Here is a 20,322-nt window from a genome sequence, read left to right on the forward strand (position 1 = left end):
AAAGAAAATTTATTTTTTAATATAATATTTTGGACTTTATATATTTCTTTTTGTAATTTTGAGAGTTAATTAGAAAAATAATTCAACGATTTCTAAACAAATTTCTATATCACAGGGTTGGATTCGTCAAACTAATGATATATTGATTATGGTGAAACAAGAAAAAAACGAATTATCTTTTAAGTTAAATTAATCATTTATTAATCTTTCTTTAATTACAACCTATGATGAAGTCCTACCAAGTGGGTCGCTATATTGGGCGACTATCAGCTGGTGTGAAAAAATCTGTTTTCACAATTGCTGCAATGCTGTTAACATCACTCACTTTCACTGTGATGGCACAAGAAGTAACTGTTTCGGGTACGGTAAAGGGTGCTGATGGCAGCGGCTTACCAGGAGTTACAGTTCAAGCTAAAGGTACTACAAAAGGTACTCAAACTGGCTTAGATGGTACTTACAAATTAGCTGGTGTTGCTAAAAATGGCACATTGGTATTTAGTTTTGTAGGTATGGAAACAAAAGAAGTTGCAATTGGCAACAAAACCGTTGTTGATGTGACTTTAGTTGATGACACAAAAGCCCTCGAAGAAGTTGTTGTTGTTGGTTATGGTACTGTTAAGAAAAAAGATGCAACTGGTGCAGTAAATGCAATCGGTGCAAAAGATTTCCAAAAAGGTATCGTAACATCTCCTGAGCAATTAATGCAAGGACGTGTAGCAGGTGTGCAAATTACACAGTCAAGCGGTGAGCCTGGTGGTGGAATTAACGTTCGTATTCGTGGTACATCCTCAGTTTTTGGTGGAAACAACCCATTATTCGTAATTGATGGTGTGCCTTTGAGTGGTGACAATGTTTCTGGTGGTGGAGATGCAAGTGGTGTTGGTCGTCAACCAGCGAAAAACCCTTTGAACTTCATGAATCCAGATGATATCGCTTCTATTGACATTTTGAAAGATGCTTCTGCAACTGCAATCTACGGTTCTCGTGGTGCAAATGGTGTTGTTTTAATTACAACTAAGAAAGGTAAAGGAAAAGGGTCGCTTGAGTATGGTTACTCGCACGGTTTTAGCTCAATCACTAAAAAATATGATTTATTATCAGCGGCTGAGTATGTTGCAGCTGGTGGTCAAAACAAAGGTGGTTCAACTGACTGGCAAGATGAGTTATTCAGAACTGGTCAAACAAGCCAACACAATCTTGCCTTCGGTGGTGGAGATGCAAGCGGTAGCTACCGTTTCTCTTTGGGTTATTTAAACCAACAAGGTATTGTTTTAAAATCAGGTATAAAACGTTATAGCGTTGGATTTAGTGGTACTAAGAAATTTATCAATGATAAATTAACTCTCGGAAGTAGCTTAAACTTCGCTAATACACAAGATACTGGTGTGCCGATTTCAGAAAACTCTGGTTTTGAAGGTGATTTATTGGGTGGTATTTTAAAATCAAATCCTACTCAACCAGTCTATACTACAGATGCTAAAGGTAATAAAGTATTCAACCAACCAGGTAATACAGAGCCAAATCCATTAGCTTTTGCTATGTTATCACAAGATAACACTAACACACTTCGTGCATTAGGAAATATCAATGCTGAGTTACAAATCATTGAAGGCTTGAAATTCAAAACTGTATTAGGTTTTGATAAATCTCTTTCTTCAAGAAAATCAGCTTATTCAAGTGACTTAGTTGCAACAGGTATTGGTGGTATTGGTCGTGCGTATGTTAATGATATTGAAGTAAACAACCAATTATGGGAAAACTACTTCACTTATGACAAAGAAATTGGTAAAACTTCTTTCAATGCTTTATTAGGTTACTCTTACCAAAGCTTTGACCGTTATACAAAAAGTATTGCTGCTGCAAACTTCCGTACTACAGATTTGAACTTGATGATTAATAACTTAGCATCAGCAAACGCAGGTAAATTTGGAAGTAACGTTGTAAATAACTCAAGTTCAGAAAAAGACGAGTTACAATCATACTTTGGACGTGTTAATGTAAATCTTTCAAGCAAATATTTAGTAACAGGAACACTTCGTATTGATGGTTCTTCTAAATTTGGTGGTAACAACAAATATGGTGTATTCCCATCAGGTGCATTCAAATGGAAATTGATGGAAGAATCATTCGTTCCTAAAAACATCTTCTCTGATTTAGCTCTTCGTTTAGGTTATGGTGTTACTGGTAACCAGTCAATCCCTCATAACCTGTATGACCGTCGTGATAGATACTCAGGATGGGGTATCAACCAAGGTGCCGATAACATCGAAGGTGGTGGTTTGAATGCTGTTGCATTTAACAACCCTAACTTGAAATGGGAAACAACTGCGGCCTTAAACGTAGGTTTAGACTTTGCAGTATTGAACAATAGATTATCAGGTAATATCGAATTCTATCAGAAAAATACTAAAGATTTATTATTCTTAGTTGTTTCGGCTCAACCAGCTCCAACACCATTCTCATGGAAAAACTTAGATACTGATATTCAAAACCGTGGTGTTGAATTAGGCTTAAACTTCTCAGCTATTGATAGCAAAAGCTTTGGATGGGAAATCTTAGCAAATACAGCGTTCAATAAAAACTTGGTTAAAAACTTATCAGGGGTTTATGATACAGGTGAAATCAACGGACAAGGTTTAACTGGTGCTTTTGCTCAACGTATTGCTCAAGGACAACCATTGTTTGCTTATTTCTTACGTGAATTTGGTGGTTATGACGAAGCTGGTAACTCTATTTACCCTGCTGGTGACTTCCAACAATTCTTGAACGGAAAAAGCCCACTTCCAACTGTAACAGCTGGTTTAACTAACAACTTCCGTTACAAAAACTTTGATTTGAGCTTGTTCTTCAATGGAGTATTTGGTAACTACATCTACTCAAACACTGCAAATGCTTTCTTTACAAAAGGTTCATTTGCAAATGGTCGTAACGTAACTAAAGATGTAGTTGGCTCTAAAGAAGGACCTCTAAACGCTCCTGACGTATCTACTCGTTTCTTACAAAAAGGTGATTTCGTTCGTTTACAAAACTTGAACTTAGGTTATAGAGTACCAATGAAGAGTAAAGTATTCTCTAACTTGAAGTTTTATGTTACTGGCCAAAACTTGTTGACATTTACAAAATACACAGGTCAAGACCCAGAGGTTAGTACAAACAAATCGATTAATGGTATTCCATCATTCGGTATTGATTACACTGCTTACCCAAGAGCTAAAACTTGGACAATCGGTGCAAACATTTCATTCTAATTTGTGTTAACAATTCAAAACAATTGAAAAAATGAAAAAAAATAATATTTATAAAATTCTCCTTGCAAGTACAGGATTAGCCTTTATGTCGGCTTGTACTGACCTTGTTAATGACGAAAAAGACTCAATCGTACGTACATCAGCTGGTGGTACATTCACCCCAGGTGACCCAGCAGCTCTTTTAGAATCAGCTTATAAAGATTTAGGTGCATACACTGACCAAGCAAACATTTATGCTTTAGGTGTACATACAACTGCTGAAATGATTCCACCAACACGTGGTGTTGACTGGGGTGATAACGGTGTATGGCGTACACTTGATGCTCACACTTGGGATGCAACTCACTCAGGTATCACAAACGCATGGAACCAATTGAACCAACGTGTGTTTAAAGCAACTGAGATTATCGCATCTAATCCGAGTGCTTCACAAAAAGCACAAGCTCAGTTTTTACGTGCATTTAACATGTTCCATGTAATGGATTTCTGGGGACAAGTTCCTTTCAGAGAAGTTACACAAGGTGTTGACGAATTGCCAAAAACATTGAGCCGTTCAGAAGCATTCGATTTCATCGTGAAAGACTTGGAAGAAGCACTTCCAAACCTTGCGAAAGTTGCTCCTTCTGCAACAAATGGTATTGCAAACAAAGCTGCTGCAAACTTCTTGTTAGCTAAATTATACTTAAACAAAGGTGTGTACAAAGCTGCTGCTGCAGAAGGCCCATATACTTTTGACAAAGCTGATATGGACAAAGTAATTGCTTACGTTGATGCTATCACAGCTGATGGTTATTCATTAGATAAGAGCTACTTTAACGCATTTACAACAGCTTCTAAAAATGAAACAATCCTTGTTTCGTTAGAAGGTTCTGCTCAAAACCGTTGGTTCATGACTTTGCACTACAACCAAAACCCATCTGGTTGGAATGGTTTCACTACGTTGGCTGACTTCTATGATAAATTCGAGAAAGATGACCCACGTATCGGTATTCCAGCAAAAGGTGATGGCAAAGAGTTCTCAGGAATTGGCCGTGGTTTCTTGATTGGAAAACAAATTATGGATAATGGTAAAGATTTGATTGACACTCGTACTCAAAAAGTTTTATCTTTCACTCGTGATGTGCCTTTAGCTGGTGCAGCTACTGACAAAGGTATCCGTGTTATCAAGTATCACCCTGCTGATGCAAGTAAATATATCTTGATGCGTTATGCTGAAGCTGTATTAATGAAAGCAGAAGCTCAATTCAGAGGTGGAAACACTGCTGGTGCTTTAACAACAGTTAACTCATTAAGAACAACTCGTGGTGGTAAAGCTCTTGCTTCTTTGACAGCAGATACAATGTTCGACGAAATCGGTCGTGAATTGTATTGGGAAGGTGGCAAACGTACTGTAGAGGTTCGTTATGGTAAATTTACAACTGGTACAGGTGTGGAAATTAAAGACGCTTATACTGTATTGTATCCAATCCCATCTTCGGCTATCGTTTCTAACCCGAACTTGAAGCAAAACAAAGGTTACTAAGAGATATTCTTAGATATAATTTAACAAAAATGCTCGAAAAATCGAGCATTTTTGTTTTCTAAGCAAAACTAATTCGGTGGTTTAGCCCAAGCCATTTGTATCAAAGATTAATTATGAAATCGTATATTTACATTATTGTTATTATTTTTTCGATTTTCTACTCTTGCTCTTCTCCACAAAAAACAGATAAAACCAATATTGATAAGATTTATAATAGTTTGAAAGACGGCCAAACTAAAGCGATTATCAAGATTGATAGAAAGGAGTTTTATCCGAAAGAAAGTATTTTTAGCTGTGATATTATTGCAGATAATGGTTTTCTGAGAGCTAATTTGTTTGACCAGTTTGAGAGTAATATTGTCTTGAATTTTGGTACTGAAAGATGGCACGCCACAAAACCTTATGTGTTGCGATTACAAAAAGACCAGCAAATTGAAGGCGGAATAATGATTGGTCGAATTGCCGACAAAGAAAAACGCACTGGCGAAGGTTATCTAATGACCGAAGGAGAAATTACACTTGAGTCATTTTCTAAAGACAAGTGCGTAGTAATAGTAAACGGAAAAGTAGGTAAATTTGAAGCACAACTAACGCCCGAAAAATGGCATGACGTTGAGGCAATTATTATTTCAAAGAAACCAAAGACTACTTTAGTCAACCTAAAAGAAGAAGGTTTGTATTTCTAACTTTCGACTTAATACTTTAAAAACCTGTGATGAAACTTACAAAAAACTTACTTTTTTTATTCGTTACTTCATTTTACCTAATTTCTTGCTCGAAAAAAAATGAAGATGCTCTATTTGAGCTAAAGGAAGAAAACGAGACAGGGATTTCGTTTGAAAATACCGTAACGAATAAAGAAGACTTTAATATTTTTAGCTACCGAAATTTCTACAATGGTGGTGGCGTAGCCGTTGGCGATATTAACAACGATGGCTTTCAAGATATTTTCTTTACCTCAAACATGGGTTCAAACAAACTCTATTTGAATAAAGGGAATGAAAACGGTGTGACGTTTCGCTTTGAAGATATTTCTGAAAAAGCAGGAATCGCTAATCAGAAAAAATGGAGTACGGGCGTGGTGATGGTAGATATCAATAACGATAATTTACTGGATATTTATGTCTGTAATGCAGGCTACCAGTCAGGTATCGGGCAAGAAAATGCTTTGTATATCAATAACGGAAACTTGACTTTTACGGAATCGGCTAAAAAATACGGCCTTGACGAAAACGGTTATACAACACACGCCGCATTTTTCGATTATGACCTCGATGGCGATTTAGATTGCTATATTTTGAATAATAGTTTTATTCCTGTCAATACCCTCAACTATGATAATAACCGTGACCTCCGTGCCGAAGATTGGCCTGTGAAAGATTTCTTGAAAGGTGGTGGCGATAAATTGATGAGAAATGATAATGGTTTTTTTCACGATGTGAGCAAAGAGTCAGGCATTTACAGTAGCTTAATTGGCTTCGGTTTGGGCGTTACGATTGGCGATGTAAACAAAGATGGCTACCCAGACATTTATGTTTCAAACGACTTTTTTGAGAAAGACTATTTATATATCAATCAAAAAGACGGAAAATTTAAGGAGGAAATCGAGCAACGAATGCAACACCTAAGCACAGCTTCGATGGGTGCTGATATGGCCGATATTAATAATGACGGTTATCAAGAAATCTTCACTACCGAAATGCTCCCGAGAGATGAAGTTCGTTTAAAAACAAACGCTTCGTTTGATAATCACTACATCAATAATCTCAAAAAACAGAAGGGTTTCTACAACCAATTCATGCAAAATTGCTTGCAACTCAATAACCAAGATGGCACTTACAGCGAAATTGCGTGCCTAAGCGGTGTAGCAGCCAGTGATTGGAGTTGGGGAGCCTTGATGTTCGATGCCGATAATGATGGTTTCAATGACATATATGTGTGTAATGGCATTTATCACGATGTAATCGACCAAGATTTTATTGATTTTTTTGCCAATGATTTATCAAAAAATGCCATCAATCAAGGCGAAAGAAAACGTTTCGATGAAATCATTAAAAACATGCCTTCTCGCCCAATTATCAACAATTTCTTTCATAATAGAGGCAAAACCGATTTAAGATTTGATGAAGAAGCCGAAAAATTTGGTTTTACGCAGCCTTCATTTTCAAATGGTGCGGCGTATGCCGATTTAGACAATGATGGCGATTTGGATTTGATTGTCAATAATGTCAACCAAAAGGCTTTTGTATATCAGAATAAGTCTGAAAAATTAAAAAATCATTTCCTTAAAATAAATCTCAAAGGCGAAAACCAAAATACATTTGCTATTGGCTCAGAGGTAACAGTCTTTAGTCAAAATCAAATAATTACTCGCTATTTGATGCCTTCAAGAGGCTTTCAGTCAAGTTGCGAATACCCACTTACTGTTGGTTTAGGAGCGAATAATAAAGTAGATTCGGTACGCATCAAATGGTACGATGGACGAGTTTCAGTACTGAAAAATCCGATGATTGATAAAAGCCTTGTGGCTTCGATTAAAGATTCAAAAGTTATTAAATCATTGTCAGAGCCGTCAGTACCAAAGCCTTTCTTTCAAGCAGTGAGTATTGCTTTAGATTCGCACAAAGAAAATACCTACGAAGATTTTTATGACGAGCGAAATATTCCAGTAAAATTATCGGCCGAAGGCCCGAAAGCTGCCATTGGTGATGTAAACGGCGATGGCAAAGACGATATATATATTTGTGGTGCTACCCTCCAAGCAGGGCAACTTTACATTCAGCAAGGTGTGGGTTTCAAGAAATCCGTTCAAGAAGTTTTTGAGCAGTTTAAGTATCATGAAGATACCGCAGCGGAGTTTTTTGATGCCGATAAAGATGGCGATTTAGACCTATATGTAGGCTCAGGCGGAAACGAAGTTCCTGCGGGCGATAGAGGTCTCGACGACCGACTTTACTTGAACGACGGAAAAGGAAACTTCACACACAAAGTGAATGCCCTACCCCGTGATGGAATGAATACGGCAGTTGTTGTACCTTTCGATTACGACAAAGATGGAGATTTAGATATTTTTGTAGGGAGCCGAAGCCAATCGAAACAATATGGGTTGAGTCCGAAAAGTTTTGTGTTTCAAAACGATGGTAAGGGTAATTTTAAAAATGCAACACCTAAAGAATTGGAGGAAGTCGGAATGGTGCGTGATGCCACGTGGCAAGACCTCAACGGCGATGGACAAAACGAACTCGTGGTTGTAGGAGATTGGATGTCGCCCGTGATTGTTACCTATAAAAATAAGCGTTTTGAACAACTCACTTCTGGACTGGAAAACTTAAACGGTTTTTGGGGAAGAGTGGAAGCCGTTGATATTGACAATGACAAAGATTTAGATTTAATACTCGGCAATTCGGGCGATAACGTCATGTTTAAAGCCAATGCCGAAAACCCGCTGAAAGTTTGGGTAAGCGATTTCGATAATAACGGAATTATGGATAAAATCCTTACAAAAACCGTGGATGGAGAAGATAAAACAATCTTTTTGAAGCGTGAGACGATGGAACAGTTTCCTTTCTTGAAAACCAAAAATCTCAAACATTCGGAATTTGCGACTAAATCAATCTCCGATTTGTTCGATAAAAATATTCTGAGTAAAGGTGTAGTAAAGAAAGTAGATTTTCAGCAGTCGTGCGTGGCTATTAATGATGGCAAAGGTGGTTTCTCGGTAAAAGAACTGCCAGTGGAAGCACAGTTTTCGTGCATCAATGCAACTTATTGCGTTGATTTGAATAATGATGGCTTGAAGGATATTATCTTAGGCGGAAACAATCATAATTTCACGCCACAATTTTCTACACTCGATGCTTTCAAAGGTAAAATTTTATTAAATACAGGGAAGGGCAATTTTAAGGCAGTTTCGGACAGAAACAGTGGTTTTAGGGTAGATGGAGAAATGAAACAAATTGCCCCGATTAGTATTAATGGCAAGCGAAGTTTCATCATTTTAGTAAACAATTCGACGCCAAAGGTTTTTAGCTTACAATAGCACAAAACCTCGCATGGCTCGCCATTAATCATTAATCGACATGCAACAAATAGAAACATTCGTAGCAAAATTTCAGTATTGTTCAGTCATTGTTTTTTTACTGATTGTCAATCAGGTATTTTCGCAGAGTGCGGGTAGTTACGTAAGTGTTTCCGAAACCACAAAAGGGTTAAGGATAAAAGGAACAACGGGTGATTTGTTTATCCAACAATTTTCGCCCGATATTTTTAAAGTTCAGTTGTTGAAAAGTGGTCAGGCATCTTATGATAGCTCGGCTTGTGTGGTCTTAAAACCGCAGGGTTTTACGCAAAAAATCAATGAAAGTGCTACAAAATTTGAAATAATTAGCAGTAAATCAATACTCGAAATCAATAAAAATCCTTTGAGAGTAAGCCTAAAATCGGGGAATCTGACAAAGATTTCTGAAGAACGAGGCATTGGTTTTGGCAAAGATTCGGTTTACTTTTCTTTCAAGATAAACCCCGAAGATGTATTTCACGGTACGGGCGGAAGATTCTCCGAAATTAACCTCAATCGAAAAGTCCTTGATTTTACTAATACCTATCGAGGCGGTTACTACGATGATGGTTTCGGCCTAACTACGGGGTTATCGCAGAGTATTAATCTTCCTTTCATTGTTTCATCACAAAAGTATGGTTTATTGCTTGATGGAAGCCTGCCAGGCGATATGCGAATGTACGTAGGAGCTCAAGACTCAACACAGTTGCGAGTGGAAGTAGCAAGTACAGGAAATTGGGCGTACTACTTCATCAACGGTGCTTCAAACGACGAAATCCTGCAAAATTATACACTTCTCACGGGCCGACAGCCTTTGCCACCGAGATGGGCTTTGGGGTATTTACAGTCGAAATTTGGCTATAAAAACGAAAATGATGCCAAAGACGTACTAAAAAAACTCCAAAACGAAGGTTTTCCTGTCGATGCGATGATTTTGGATTTATATTGGTACGGTGATGGAACAACGATGGGGAATTTTGACTGGGATAAAACCAAATGGCCAAATTCGACCCAAATGATTAAAGATTTTGCAGCATCAGGCGTGCAGACAGTGCTTATCAACGACCCGTATGTCACCACAAAATCTTTCAATTATAAACTGGCCGACTCTTTAAATTATTTCGCCAAAAATGCCAACACTAATCGTACAGGACAAATAACGATGTGGAACGGAACAGTTGGCTTGCTGGATATTTTTAATCCGAATACTCAAAAATGGGTTTGGCAAAAAATGAAAGCGTTGACCAGTCAAGGCGTAAGTGGTTTTTGGAGCGATAAAAACGAACCCGAAAATCACCCATCAAATTTTCTACATGCCAACGGTTCGGCCAACGATGTACATAATCTCTATGGTCTAGCTTGGGCCAAGAATATTTATGACAATTATGCCGTTGACTTTCCCGAAAAGCGAGTTTTTAATCTTAGTCGGTCGGGGTATATTGGCTCGCAACGCTACGGAGTTTTGCCGTGGAGTGGCGATGTGCTGCGAGTTTGGTCGGGTTTGAGATACCAAATTCCGATGATGTTACATTCCGGTTTTTCGGGTTTGGCCTATATGCACTCCGATACGGGTGGTTTTGCTACCAGCTCTGACCAATCAGAAAAAAATGAAGAATTAGACGTTCGTTGGTTACAATTCTCTACTTTTTCGCCGATTCTACGCTCACACGGGTTGCGTTTCAGTACCGAACCATACAACCTCACACAGCCTTTTTACAGCATTTCAAAGCGTTATATCAAGCTGCGTTATGAGTTACTGCCTTATCTGTATTCTTTGGCTTATAAAAATAGTACAACTGGTCGACCAATCTGCTTGACGATGGATTATTTCGATTTGAGCAAAGCCAACGGGAATATCGAAGACCAGTATTTCTTTGGTGAAAATTTAGTCGTTGCTCCAATCTTGATTCACGGAATGCCGCTGCGGAAAGTGATTTTACCCAAAGGAAAATGGTTTAATTTCTGGACAAACAAACTCTACAACGGCGAAACCAATGTTTTTGAAAATGTCACGATTGATGATATTCCAGTTTACGCTCGGGCAGGAAGTATTATGCCGATGGCTAAATCGGCCAAGACTTCGACTAATTTATACAGCACCGATAGTTTGGTTGTGCGTTATTATCAAGATATTTCAGTACCAAGAAATACCTTCACGGTCTTTCATGATGACGGAAAAGACGCCAAAGTCTTACAAAATATGCGGTATGAATTACTGAGTTTTTCGGGCAAAACCGCCACCGACAGTGTTCAAATCGAAGCAACTCGCACGCAAAACTATGCAGGCACGCTGGCCAGTCGTTCGCTCACGTATGAAGTTATCAATCTGACTTCAATTCCAAAATCGGTCAGTATAAATAAGCAAAATATTTCGGTTGTTTTCAGAGAAACCGACTTCAACAAAGATAATTTGGCTTATTATGACACCGAACGAAAGATACTGAAAGTCAGAACCCAATGGGACTGCACCACTACCAATAGTCTTTTGGTTTTGAGAGATGGGCTTTCGGTAATTACGGCTTCCGAAGAGGAATTGAATGAAGATAATACGCTGAATGTATATCCGAATCCAAGTCAAGCTAATACTGAACTTACCTTCGAGACAATCATCAAGCAAACGGCCAATTATGAGCTGGAAATCTATAATACGGCAGGAAAAAGTATTTATAAGCAAGATTTGGGCAGAATTTCACAAAATGAGTCGCTGAAACACCATTGGAACAGTCAGAATATCCGAGGGATTTTGATTATCAAACTCACGAATAGCTTGGGGAAAGTAATGAATAAGAAGATAATTATCGAGTAAAAGCCTAAAACGACCTTAAAATCACCTTATTCAATGGAAATTTTCAAACGAAATATATTAATTTTCTTTACGTTCTGTGCTGCGTTTTTGGCTTGTGTTGACCCGTACAGCATCGACATCAGCAGCAGTAAAGGCTATATCATCATTGATGGCGTATTGACCGACCTCAATGAACCACAATTCTTGACAATATTCAGAACTTCTGAAAATGCACAATTCAAAAGTTCAGAATTTACTTCCATTATTTTAGCTCAAAAAAAGGAATCTATTCCTGTTTCTGATGCAAACGTAAAACTTATCGTCGATGGCACACAAAGCATAAATTTGGAAGAAACTTTGCCAGGATATTATTATCTGCCAGATAATTTTAAAGCAAAAGTTGGAAGCACTTATCAGCTTTGGTTTCAGACCTCCAACGGCAAAACTTACGAGTCGCCACTCGAAACGATGCTACCTGTTTCGTCCATCGGTAGTGTGCGTGAAGAATTTAATAAAACTGGCGTAAAAAAATACCCAACCAGCGATGAGCGGATTTCTACCAATGATTTTTATGTAGATTTTCAAGATAATCCTTCCGAAAAAAACTTTTACAGATGGCGTTGGACACAATGGGAAACCCAAAAATATTGCGAAACTTGTTCGCAGGGTAGGTATTATTTGTATGAAGACGAAAACGGCGAAAATGGCACTTGTTACCGTGACTTAACGCTCAACTACAATAATATTTTCGACTATACTTGCGGTACTTCTTGTTGGGATATTTTTTATAGTTCTGACATCAATATTTTTTCTGATGTTTTCACCGATGGCCAACTTCAAAAAAACAAATTGGTTGCTCAAATTCCGCTTTATCAATCAAATCAATGTTTGGTCAGTATCCAACAAATGTCGTTATCGCCCAATGCGTTTAGATATTTCAAACTAATTCAAGACCAATCAATCAATACTGGTACGCTTGCCGATACGCCACCCGCTCCTATCAAAAGTAATGTGTATAATAAAGATGATACTAGCGAATTAGTTTTGGGGTATTTTTCAGTTTCGTCGGTTAGTGAAGTGAAATATATGCTCACACGCAAAAATGCTACTGGTGCGGGCATCAATGCTTTGTTTTTTGCAAAAAACAACCGCTTGCCTCAACCCGAAGAATCTTCGGTTGAGCGTCTGGATATTCCGTTAGCAATCTGCAAGAAAAGCCTTAGTCGCACACCTATTAAACCCGCAGGATGGCAAATACAATGAAAAAACATTTTTACTTATATATCGCCCTCTTGCTGGTAGGTTTCAATACTCAGGCTCAATTTTATATCACGGGTATAGTGCGAGACTCCATCACGAACACTCCACTGGAAGGAGCCTCAATCGTGCTTGATTATAATAAGACCAAAAACGGCACAAAAACCGATGCCAATGGCAAGTTTGTACTTACGGTTTCGAGAGGAAATCACACACTCAATGTGCGATACGTTGGGTACGTTTCTTTTTCCAAATTTATTGCTTCGCAGCAAAGTAATTTAAATATTGATGTTTCGCTTACGAGAGTCGAAAACGAACTCGAACAAGTGGTTGTTACAACCAAAGGTTTCGACCAAAATGTTCGTCAACCATTGCTTGGGGTGAATCAAATCAATATCAAAACCTTCCAGAAATTGCCCTCGGCTTTTGGCGAATTGGATTTGCTGCGAGGAATGCAAATGCTACCGGGTGTAACGAGCGTTGGCGAAGCCTCCAACGGTGTAAACATCAGAGGCGGTACAACTGACCAAAACCTTATTTTGCTCGATGATACCCCGATTTTCAACCCAACGCACATGTTTGGTTTGTTTTCGGTTTTTCCGCCCGATGCTGTTACAAATTTAGACTTATATAAAGGAAACGTACCGGGTCGATACGGTGGACGTGCTGCTTCGGTGGTTGATATTACTCTGAAGAACCCCAGTCTCGAAAAATTCATGATAAAAGGAGGTATTAGTCTTGTGTCGAATCGCTTAATGGTAGAAGCACCAATCGTGAAAGACAAAGTAGGCATCTACTTCGCTGGTCGTGGGGCTTTCAATGATTTTCTTTTACCGATTGCTTCCGAAAGGCTAAATAACATTCGTACGAAGTTTGGTGAAGGTGTGTTTAAAGGCTTCTGGAAAATGAATCCTAAAAATACATTAACGACCACTTACTATAAAAGCTACGATAATTTTCAGACAAATTTACTGACAAACCTCCCGAACGTCATCGGCGTTTCGACATTCTATAAGCATTACACCAACAACGGAATGATGCGTTGGTTGCACGTTATTAACCCTAAACTTAATCTCCAAACAACGGCTTTGGTGGCCCAGTATTCACCAAAAATCATTAATGTCGAAAAAACTGATAATGAGGTAAGTTTAGAGTCAAGTCTTTTACAGAAACAGATAAAATCTAACATAAATTACCAACTAAGTAAGCACAAAATCGAGTCGGGATTGAGTTTTATTCAATATACAATCAAGCCAGGAACACTGAATCCGAACGCAAGTGTGAGTGTAAAATACATCACTACCCCAACCGAGTACGCCAACGAAGCGGGTTGGTATGCCGACGATGAGTATGAAATTTCTAAAAAACTGGCCGTTTCGATGGGCATTCGATACTCAAGATTTATGGCAATGGGGCCGAATAATTACAGGACTTATATCTCGGGCGAACCTCGTGATGATTATTCCGTGCTTGATACAGTTCAGATTGCCAGAGGAAAGGTTATGAAAGCTTACGGTGGTTTTGAGCCACGTTTTGGTCTTCGTTATAACCTTAGCGAAAACGCTTCGTTGAAGTTTGGTTATAATCTGATGCGTCAGTATTTGCAGATTGTGTCAAATACTACAACCCCGATTCCGACTTCTCGCTGGAAAACCTCTGACCAACACATCAAACCACAAATCAGTTCTTTGATTTCGATGGGTTATTACCAATCTTTCAATGATAATATCTATGATTTATCTATCGAAGGCTATTACCGATTTACTGAAAATATCGTAGATTATAAACCTGGAGCTGATTTTCTCTTGCAAAAATATCCCGAAACTCAAATCGTTCAAGGTATTAGTAAAGCATACGGCTTGGAACTGATGGTAACAAAAAAGAAAGGAAAAGTAAATGGCTGGGTAAATTATACGTATTCGAGGGCATTTAACCGTACTTTTGAAAACGTAAATCCAATCGACCGAGTAAATAATGGCAATTGGTATGCTTCAAACTATGACCGCCCACATAGCCTCAATAGTTCGCTTGATATTACGGTCGATAAACACAATTCGTTTAGCTTTACATTTATGTACAGCACGGGGCGACCATATACCGAACCCGTTGGTTTTGTGAATTACCTCAACAACGTCTATCCGTTTTTTGATGAACGAAACAACAAAAGAATTCCCGACTATCATCGTTTAGATTTTGCGTGGAATATCTATAATCCACGCATGAAAGACCGACGATACAAAACTCGTTGGGCTTTTACGGTCTATAATCTTTACGCCAAAAAGAATGTTTATTCAGTATTTTTCAAAACGGAAAATGGTGTAAACAAAGCCTATAAATTGCAGATTTTTGCCGCTCCAATTGTAAGTTTGGCTTATAATTTCGAGTTTCAGTAATTTTCTTGTTGTGTTTTATGAACGATATTGTTTATTGGTTCAACGCTGATTCATAAGGAAATAAACGTCGGCAGGGTTTTGAACCCTGCCGACGTTAGCCCAGATTATGGCTTACCGAAAAAACCACTTAGTCAAATCACAAAATTTTCACGCGTAATGCAAAAGTTTTTAATATTTATTCTGTCTTCAATAGTATTGTTTTCGTGCAAAAAAAACGAAGACTATAAGTTCCAATTACTAAGCACTGAGCGAACAGGCATCGACTTTTCGAATGATTTAGTGCCAAGTAAAGATTTGAATATCTTCAACTATATGTATTTCTACAACGGTGGCGGAGTTGGGGCTGGTGACTTAAACAACGATGGTTTAATCGATTTATGCTTCACTTCAAATCTCAAAGAAAATAAACTTTACCTCAATAAAGGCGGACTAAAATTTGAAGATATTACCACCAAAAGTAATTTTAAATCAAACAAAGGTTGGTCAACTGGCGTATCAATCGTTGATATTAACCAAGATGGAAAACTCGACATATACATTAGTCAAGTGGGCGATTATGAAGGTTTAAAAGGACAAAATCTGCTTTACGTTTGTCAGAAAATCACCCCCGAAGGCATTCCTGTTTATGAAGAATTATCAAAAGAATACGGCTTAGATTTAAGAGGGTTCGGCACGCAAGCGGCCTTTTTCGATTATGATTTAGATGGCGATTTGGATATGTTTATGCTCAATCATTCAGTGCATAGCAATGGTACTTTTGGAGCAAGAGCCAATTTCGATGGCACGTTTCACCCTACAGCTGGCGATAAATTGTTTATGGCCACAAAAGATGGTGCTTCGACGCACCCACGCTACGTGGATGTAACTCAAAATTCGGGCATTATAGGTACGGTTTTGGGCTATGGCTTGGGCGTGTGCGTGGGAGATGTCAATTTAGATGGCTACCCTGATATGTACATCGGCAATGATTTTCATGAAAACGATTACCTCTACATCAATCAAAAAGGTGCTGGATTCAAGGACGAAATCAACAGCCAAATGATGCACACGAGCCAGTTTTCGATGGGAGTTGATATTGCCGATATTAATAATGATGCCTTCCCAGAAATTGTCTCGCTGGATATGCTTCCCAACGACCCCGAAATTTTGAAACGCTCGGAAGGCGATGATGCCTATAATATCTTTAATTATAAACTAAAACAAGGCTATAACCATCAGTTTTCGAGAAATAACCTCCAATTAAATAACAAAAACGGTACTTTCAGCGAAATTGGTATGTTTGCAGGCATTCATGCCACCGATTGGTCGTGGGCATCGCTCTTTGTCGATTTTGATAATGATGGCTACAAAGATTTGTTCGTATCGAACGGCATCGGCAAACGCATGAACGACATCGACTACATTAAGTTTGCCTCCGATGAAGTCATTCAAGAAAAAATCAGAGAAAAGAAATTTGATGAAACGGATGTTTCACTGGTTGATAAATTGCCCGAAATCAAGCTTTTCAATAAGTTCTTTTCTAATCAAGCCAATCTGGCTTTCAAAGATGCTGAGGCTGAAATTCTTAACGATAAACTATCTTTTTCAAACGGCTCGGTTTATGCCGATTTAGACAACGATGGTGATTTAGACATTATCACCAACAACATCAACGAAAAAGCATTTATCTACGAAAATTTTGCCAATAAAAATAACCCTCAAAATAAATCACTGACAATTTCGCTCAAAGGTGACGCTCAAAACCTCAACGCTATTGGCACAAAATGTTTGGTTTTCATGAAAGATAAAACCATTACCTATGAAAAATTTCCGGTGCGAGGTTTTCAGTCGAGCATGGAAATTCCGCTTACCGTTGGGCTTGGCAATGCCGTCGAAATTGACTCAATTCTAATCGTTTGGCCGAATAATACTTACCAGAAACTCGATAAATCAAGTTTCGCTAAAAACAAAATTCAAGTAAATTTTACGGTAGGTTTACCTGTTTTTGATTATAAAACCTTAGTTCCGAAGTCAAAGACAGTAGAGTTTCAGAATATTGCTCAGCAAATTGGCTTAGAAATTAAGCACGAAGAAAACAATTTCGTGGAGTTTGACCGTGAAATTCTGATTCCTAACATGATGTCAACTGAAGGTCCAGCTTTGGCCGTGGCCGATGTCAATCATGATGGTTTGGAAGATGTCTTTGTGGGTTCGGCAAGAGATTTTAAAAGTCAAATTTTATTGCAAAAATCCGATGGTAAGTTCGCCCGAACCAAGCAGCCTGCCATTGAAAAAGACAGTCTCTACGAAGATATTGATGCCGTTTTTGTTGATGTAAACGCCGATACTCACCTCGATTTAGTGCTCGCTACGGGCGGAAATGAGTTTTTTGGTAAAGCACAAAGCCTTACCCAGCGACTTTATCTCAACGATGGAAAAGGCAATTTCACACTAAAACCCGATGCCTTCAATGGTATTTACATGACCGCATCTTCGGTCAAACCGATTGATTTTGATGCTGATGGTAAAATGGATTTATTCATTTCGGGTAGAGCCGTACCGTGGGATTATGGTGCAATTCCTCGTTCGTATCTGCTCAAAAATGATGGGATGGGTAAATTTACAGATATTACGGCCGCCATTGCTCCCGAACTTGCCCAAGCAGGTTTAGTAAAAAACGCTACTTTTGCTGACATGGACAAAGACGGCGACCAAGATTTACTTTTGGCTTTGGAGTGGGATTCGATAACAATGTTTGAAAATAACAAAGGAAAATTCACGAAAAAAGTCCTAAGTCAGGAAAAAGGTTGGTGGAATTTCACGCTACCATTCGATTTCGATGGTGATGGCGACATAGATATTTTGGCAGGAAATTTGGGGCAAAATAGCCGATTACAAGCATCGACTTCGCAACCTATACGCATGTACGTGAATGATTATGACGGAAATGGCAAAAGAGAACAAATCCTGACTTATTACTTAAATGGCAAAGAAATTCCGTTTGCCAATAAGCTGGAGATTGACAAGCAACTGCCAGTTACGAAGAAAAAGTATTTATTGGCCAAAGATTTTGCCAAAGCCAGCATTGCCGATATTGTGGGCAAAGATTTATTAAATTCTGCCACATTATTTGAAGCTGATTATTTTAGCAATGCAATTTTGATAAATGACGGCAAAGGAAATTTCACGACCAAACCACTGCCAGCCAATGCCCAATTTACGCCATTTAACGATGCTCAAATCATTGATGCCAATGGCGATTCTCTGCCCGATGTATTACTGATGGGCAACTTCTATGAGTGTAATATTCAAATGGGCCGATACGATGCCGACTACGGTACGGTATTGATAAATCGAGGAAAAGGCAACTTTGAAGCTACTCAAATGCAAGGATTACCAGTAAAAGGACAAGTAAGAAGGCTGAAAAAGATAAAAATTGGCAAAGAAGATATTATCTTAGCGGCCAGAAATAACGATTACTTGATGGCAATCAAGCTCGCCCTCAGAAAAAATCAGTAGCTAAGGGCATCGTGACTAACAAAATTAAAATATGAGTGTAGTAAAAAAACTGGCGAGTGACACCGCCCTTTATGGTTTAAGTAGTATTGTTGGGCGTTTTCTCAACTGGCTTTTGGTGGCGGTTCATACCCGTGTTTTCGACCAACCAAAACTCCTTGCCGATAACAATCAACTTTACGTTTGGGTCATTCTATTGAACATACTCTATACCTACGGTATGGAAACAGCTTTCTTCCGCTATGCCAAGAAAGAAAATCGCCAAGAATATTTCAATCTGATACTCTCTTACATCATTCTGACGAGTGTAGTTTTTTCGATTATTATTTTCTTTTTTGCTACACCTATCATCAACTGGATGGGTTTTCCTGGTAAAGAACGCCTCATCGTTTGGTTTGCAATCATCTTGGCGACTGATGCCATCGCAGCCATTGCTTTCGTAAAATTAAGAGCTGAAAACCGAGCAAAACGCTTCGTGTTTATTCGTATGACCAATATTTTTATCAATATTGGGCTAAATGCTTTTTATTTGATGTTTTGTAAATACATCCACGAAGGCCTTTTCCTTGAATCATGGAAACCCTTTGCCGATTATTTCTACAATCCAGCTATTGGGCCTGACTATATCGTTTGGGCTAATTTTATTGCCAGTTTGATTACCATTTTGCTTTTGTGGCGAGAATTTATCGACTTCCGCTTTAGCTTCGATTTTCAAAAATTCAAGCCTGTGCTAATCTACGCTTATCCACTACTTATCATGGGTTTGGCAGGTGCAGTCAATCAAACCGCCGACCGTCTGATGTTTATCAAAATATTACCTGAAGGATTTTACAATGGTCTTACGAGCGACGATGCCTTCAGTATCTATGCCAATGTTTATAAACTTTCAATTTTCATGTTGCTCGTTGTGCAGGCGTATCGCTACGCAGCCGACCCATTCTTTTTCTCGAAAGCCGAAGATAAAAACTCTCCATCAATGCTCGCTCTCGCCACCAAATGGTTTACGATTGCTTGTGTACTGATTTGGGTAGGCGTAAGTATCAATATTGACTTAATTAGTTTGATTTTGGGTAAAAATTACCGCTCGGGCATAGTTGTAGTGCCAATTTTATTATTGGCCAATCTGTTTATTGGAGTTTACCAGAATATCTCAATGTGGTTTAAACTTAGTGATAAAACCTATTTCGGTACCTATTTTACTATCATCGGAATGGTCATTACAGTTATTCTGAATATCATTCTGATTCCGATTTGGGGCTATATTGGTTGTGCCATTACATTTGCTATTTCATCGTTTATCATGATGGTGTTGTGCTATTACTACGGGCAAAAACATTATCCAATTCCGTATGACATTGGTTCAGTAAGTACGTATCTAATTGTGGCGGCAATCTTTATTCTTATTTCTTGGCAAATAAAAATCGAGAATTTAATGTTTTCGATTCCGTTTCATATATTACTAACAATGCTTTTTGTACTTGGAATCGTCGTTTCAGAACGAACAAGTTTGGGCATTCGCTTCGGCAAATCGAAGAAAAACATAGACTAATGTTAAGGAAGACCTC

At 38.4% G+C, this 20,322-nt stretch carries 9 protein-coding genes; all 9 read left to right on the plus strand.

The features are described 5' to 3' along the window. Positions 1–224 precede the first annotated feature (224 nt). The 9 genes from IEX65_RS23280 to IEX65_RS23320 all read left to right on the plus strand — a co-directional run bounded on the left by IEX65_RS23280 (position 225) and on the right by IEX65_RS23320 (position 20,306). Positions 225–3,248 (plus strand): SusC/RagA family TonB-linked outer membrane protein, encoded by a 3,024-nt coding sequence (locus tag IEX65_RS23280; protein WP_188769882.1) that lies wholly within the window; start codon positions 225–227, stop codon positions 3,246–3,248. A 31-nt stretch (positions 3,249–3,279) separates the two neighbouring features. Beyond that, positions 3,280–4,770 carry a RagB/SusD family nutrient uptake outer membrane protein gene (locus IEX65_RS23285; protein ID WP_188769884.1) on the plus strand — a complete coding sequence of 497 codons (1,491 nt, stop codon included), beginning with the start codon at positions 3,280–3,282 and terminating at the stop codon, positions 4,768–4,770. A gap of 113 nt (positions 4,771–4,883) precedes the next feature. Next, positions 4,884–5,456, plus strand: coding sequence for a hypothetical protein (locus IEX65_RS23290; protein ID WP_188769886.1), 573 nt, complete (start codon positions 4,884–4,886; stop codon positions 5,454–5,456). 29 nt (positions 5,457–5,485) lie between these two features. After that, positions 5,486–8,809 carry a VCBS repeat-containing protein gene (locus IEX65_RS23295; RefSeq protein WP_188769888.1) on the plus strand — a complete coding sequence of 1,108 codons (3,324 nt, stop codon included), beginning with the start codon at positions 5,486–5,488 and terminating at the stop codon, positions 8,807–8,809. 40 nt (positions 8,810–8,849) lie between these two features. Further along, positions 8,850–11,633: a TIM-barrel domain-containing protein gene (locus IEX65_RS23300; protein ID WP_188769890.1), complete on the plus strand. Its 2,784-nt coding sequence runs from the start codon at positions 8,850–8,852 to the stop codon at positions 11,631–11,633. A 33-nt stretch (positions 11,634–11,666) separates the two neighbouring features. Next, positions 11,667–12,875: a DUF4249 domain-containing protein gene (locus tag IEX65_RS23305; protein WP_188769892.1), complete on the plus strand. Its 1,209-nt coding sequence runs from the start codon at positions 11,667–11,669 to the stop codon at positions 12,873–12,875. Continuing rightward, positions 12,872–15,262, plus strand: coding sequence for a TonB-dependent receptor (locus tag IEX65_RS23310; RefSeq protein WP_188769894.1), 2,391 nt, complete (start codon positions 12,872–12,874; stop codon positions 15,260–15,262). Before IEX65_RS23305 ends, IEX65_RS23310 begins: the two co-directional genes overlap by 4 nt. 156 nt (positions 15,263–15,418) lie before the next feature. Further along, positions 15,419–18,760: a VCBS repeat-containing protein gene (locus tag IEX65_RS23315; protein ID WP_188769897.1), complete on the plus strand. Its 3,342-nt coding sequence runs from the start codon at positions 15,419–15,421 to the stop codon at positions 18,758–18,760. A gap of 31 nt (positions 18,761–18,791) precedes the next feature. Next, on the plus strand, positions 18,792–20,306 hold the full coding sequence (locus tag IEX65_RS23320; protein WP_188769899.1) for a lipopolysaccharide biosynthesis protein: 1,515 nt from the start codon (positions 18,792–18,794) through the stop codon (positions 20,304–20,306). Positions 20,307–20,322: the final 16 nt, after the last annotated feature.

Origin of the sequence: Emticicia aquatilis (assembly GCF_014644295.1) — a bacterium.
In the GTDB taxonomy this organism is placed as follows: Bacteria; Bacteroidota; Bacteroidia; order Cytophagales; family Spirosomataceae; genus Emticicia; species Emticicia aquatilis.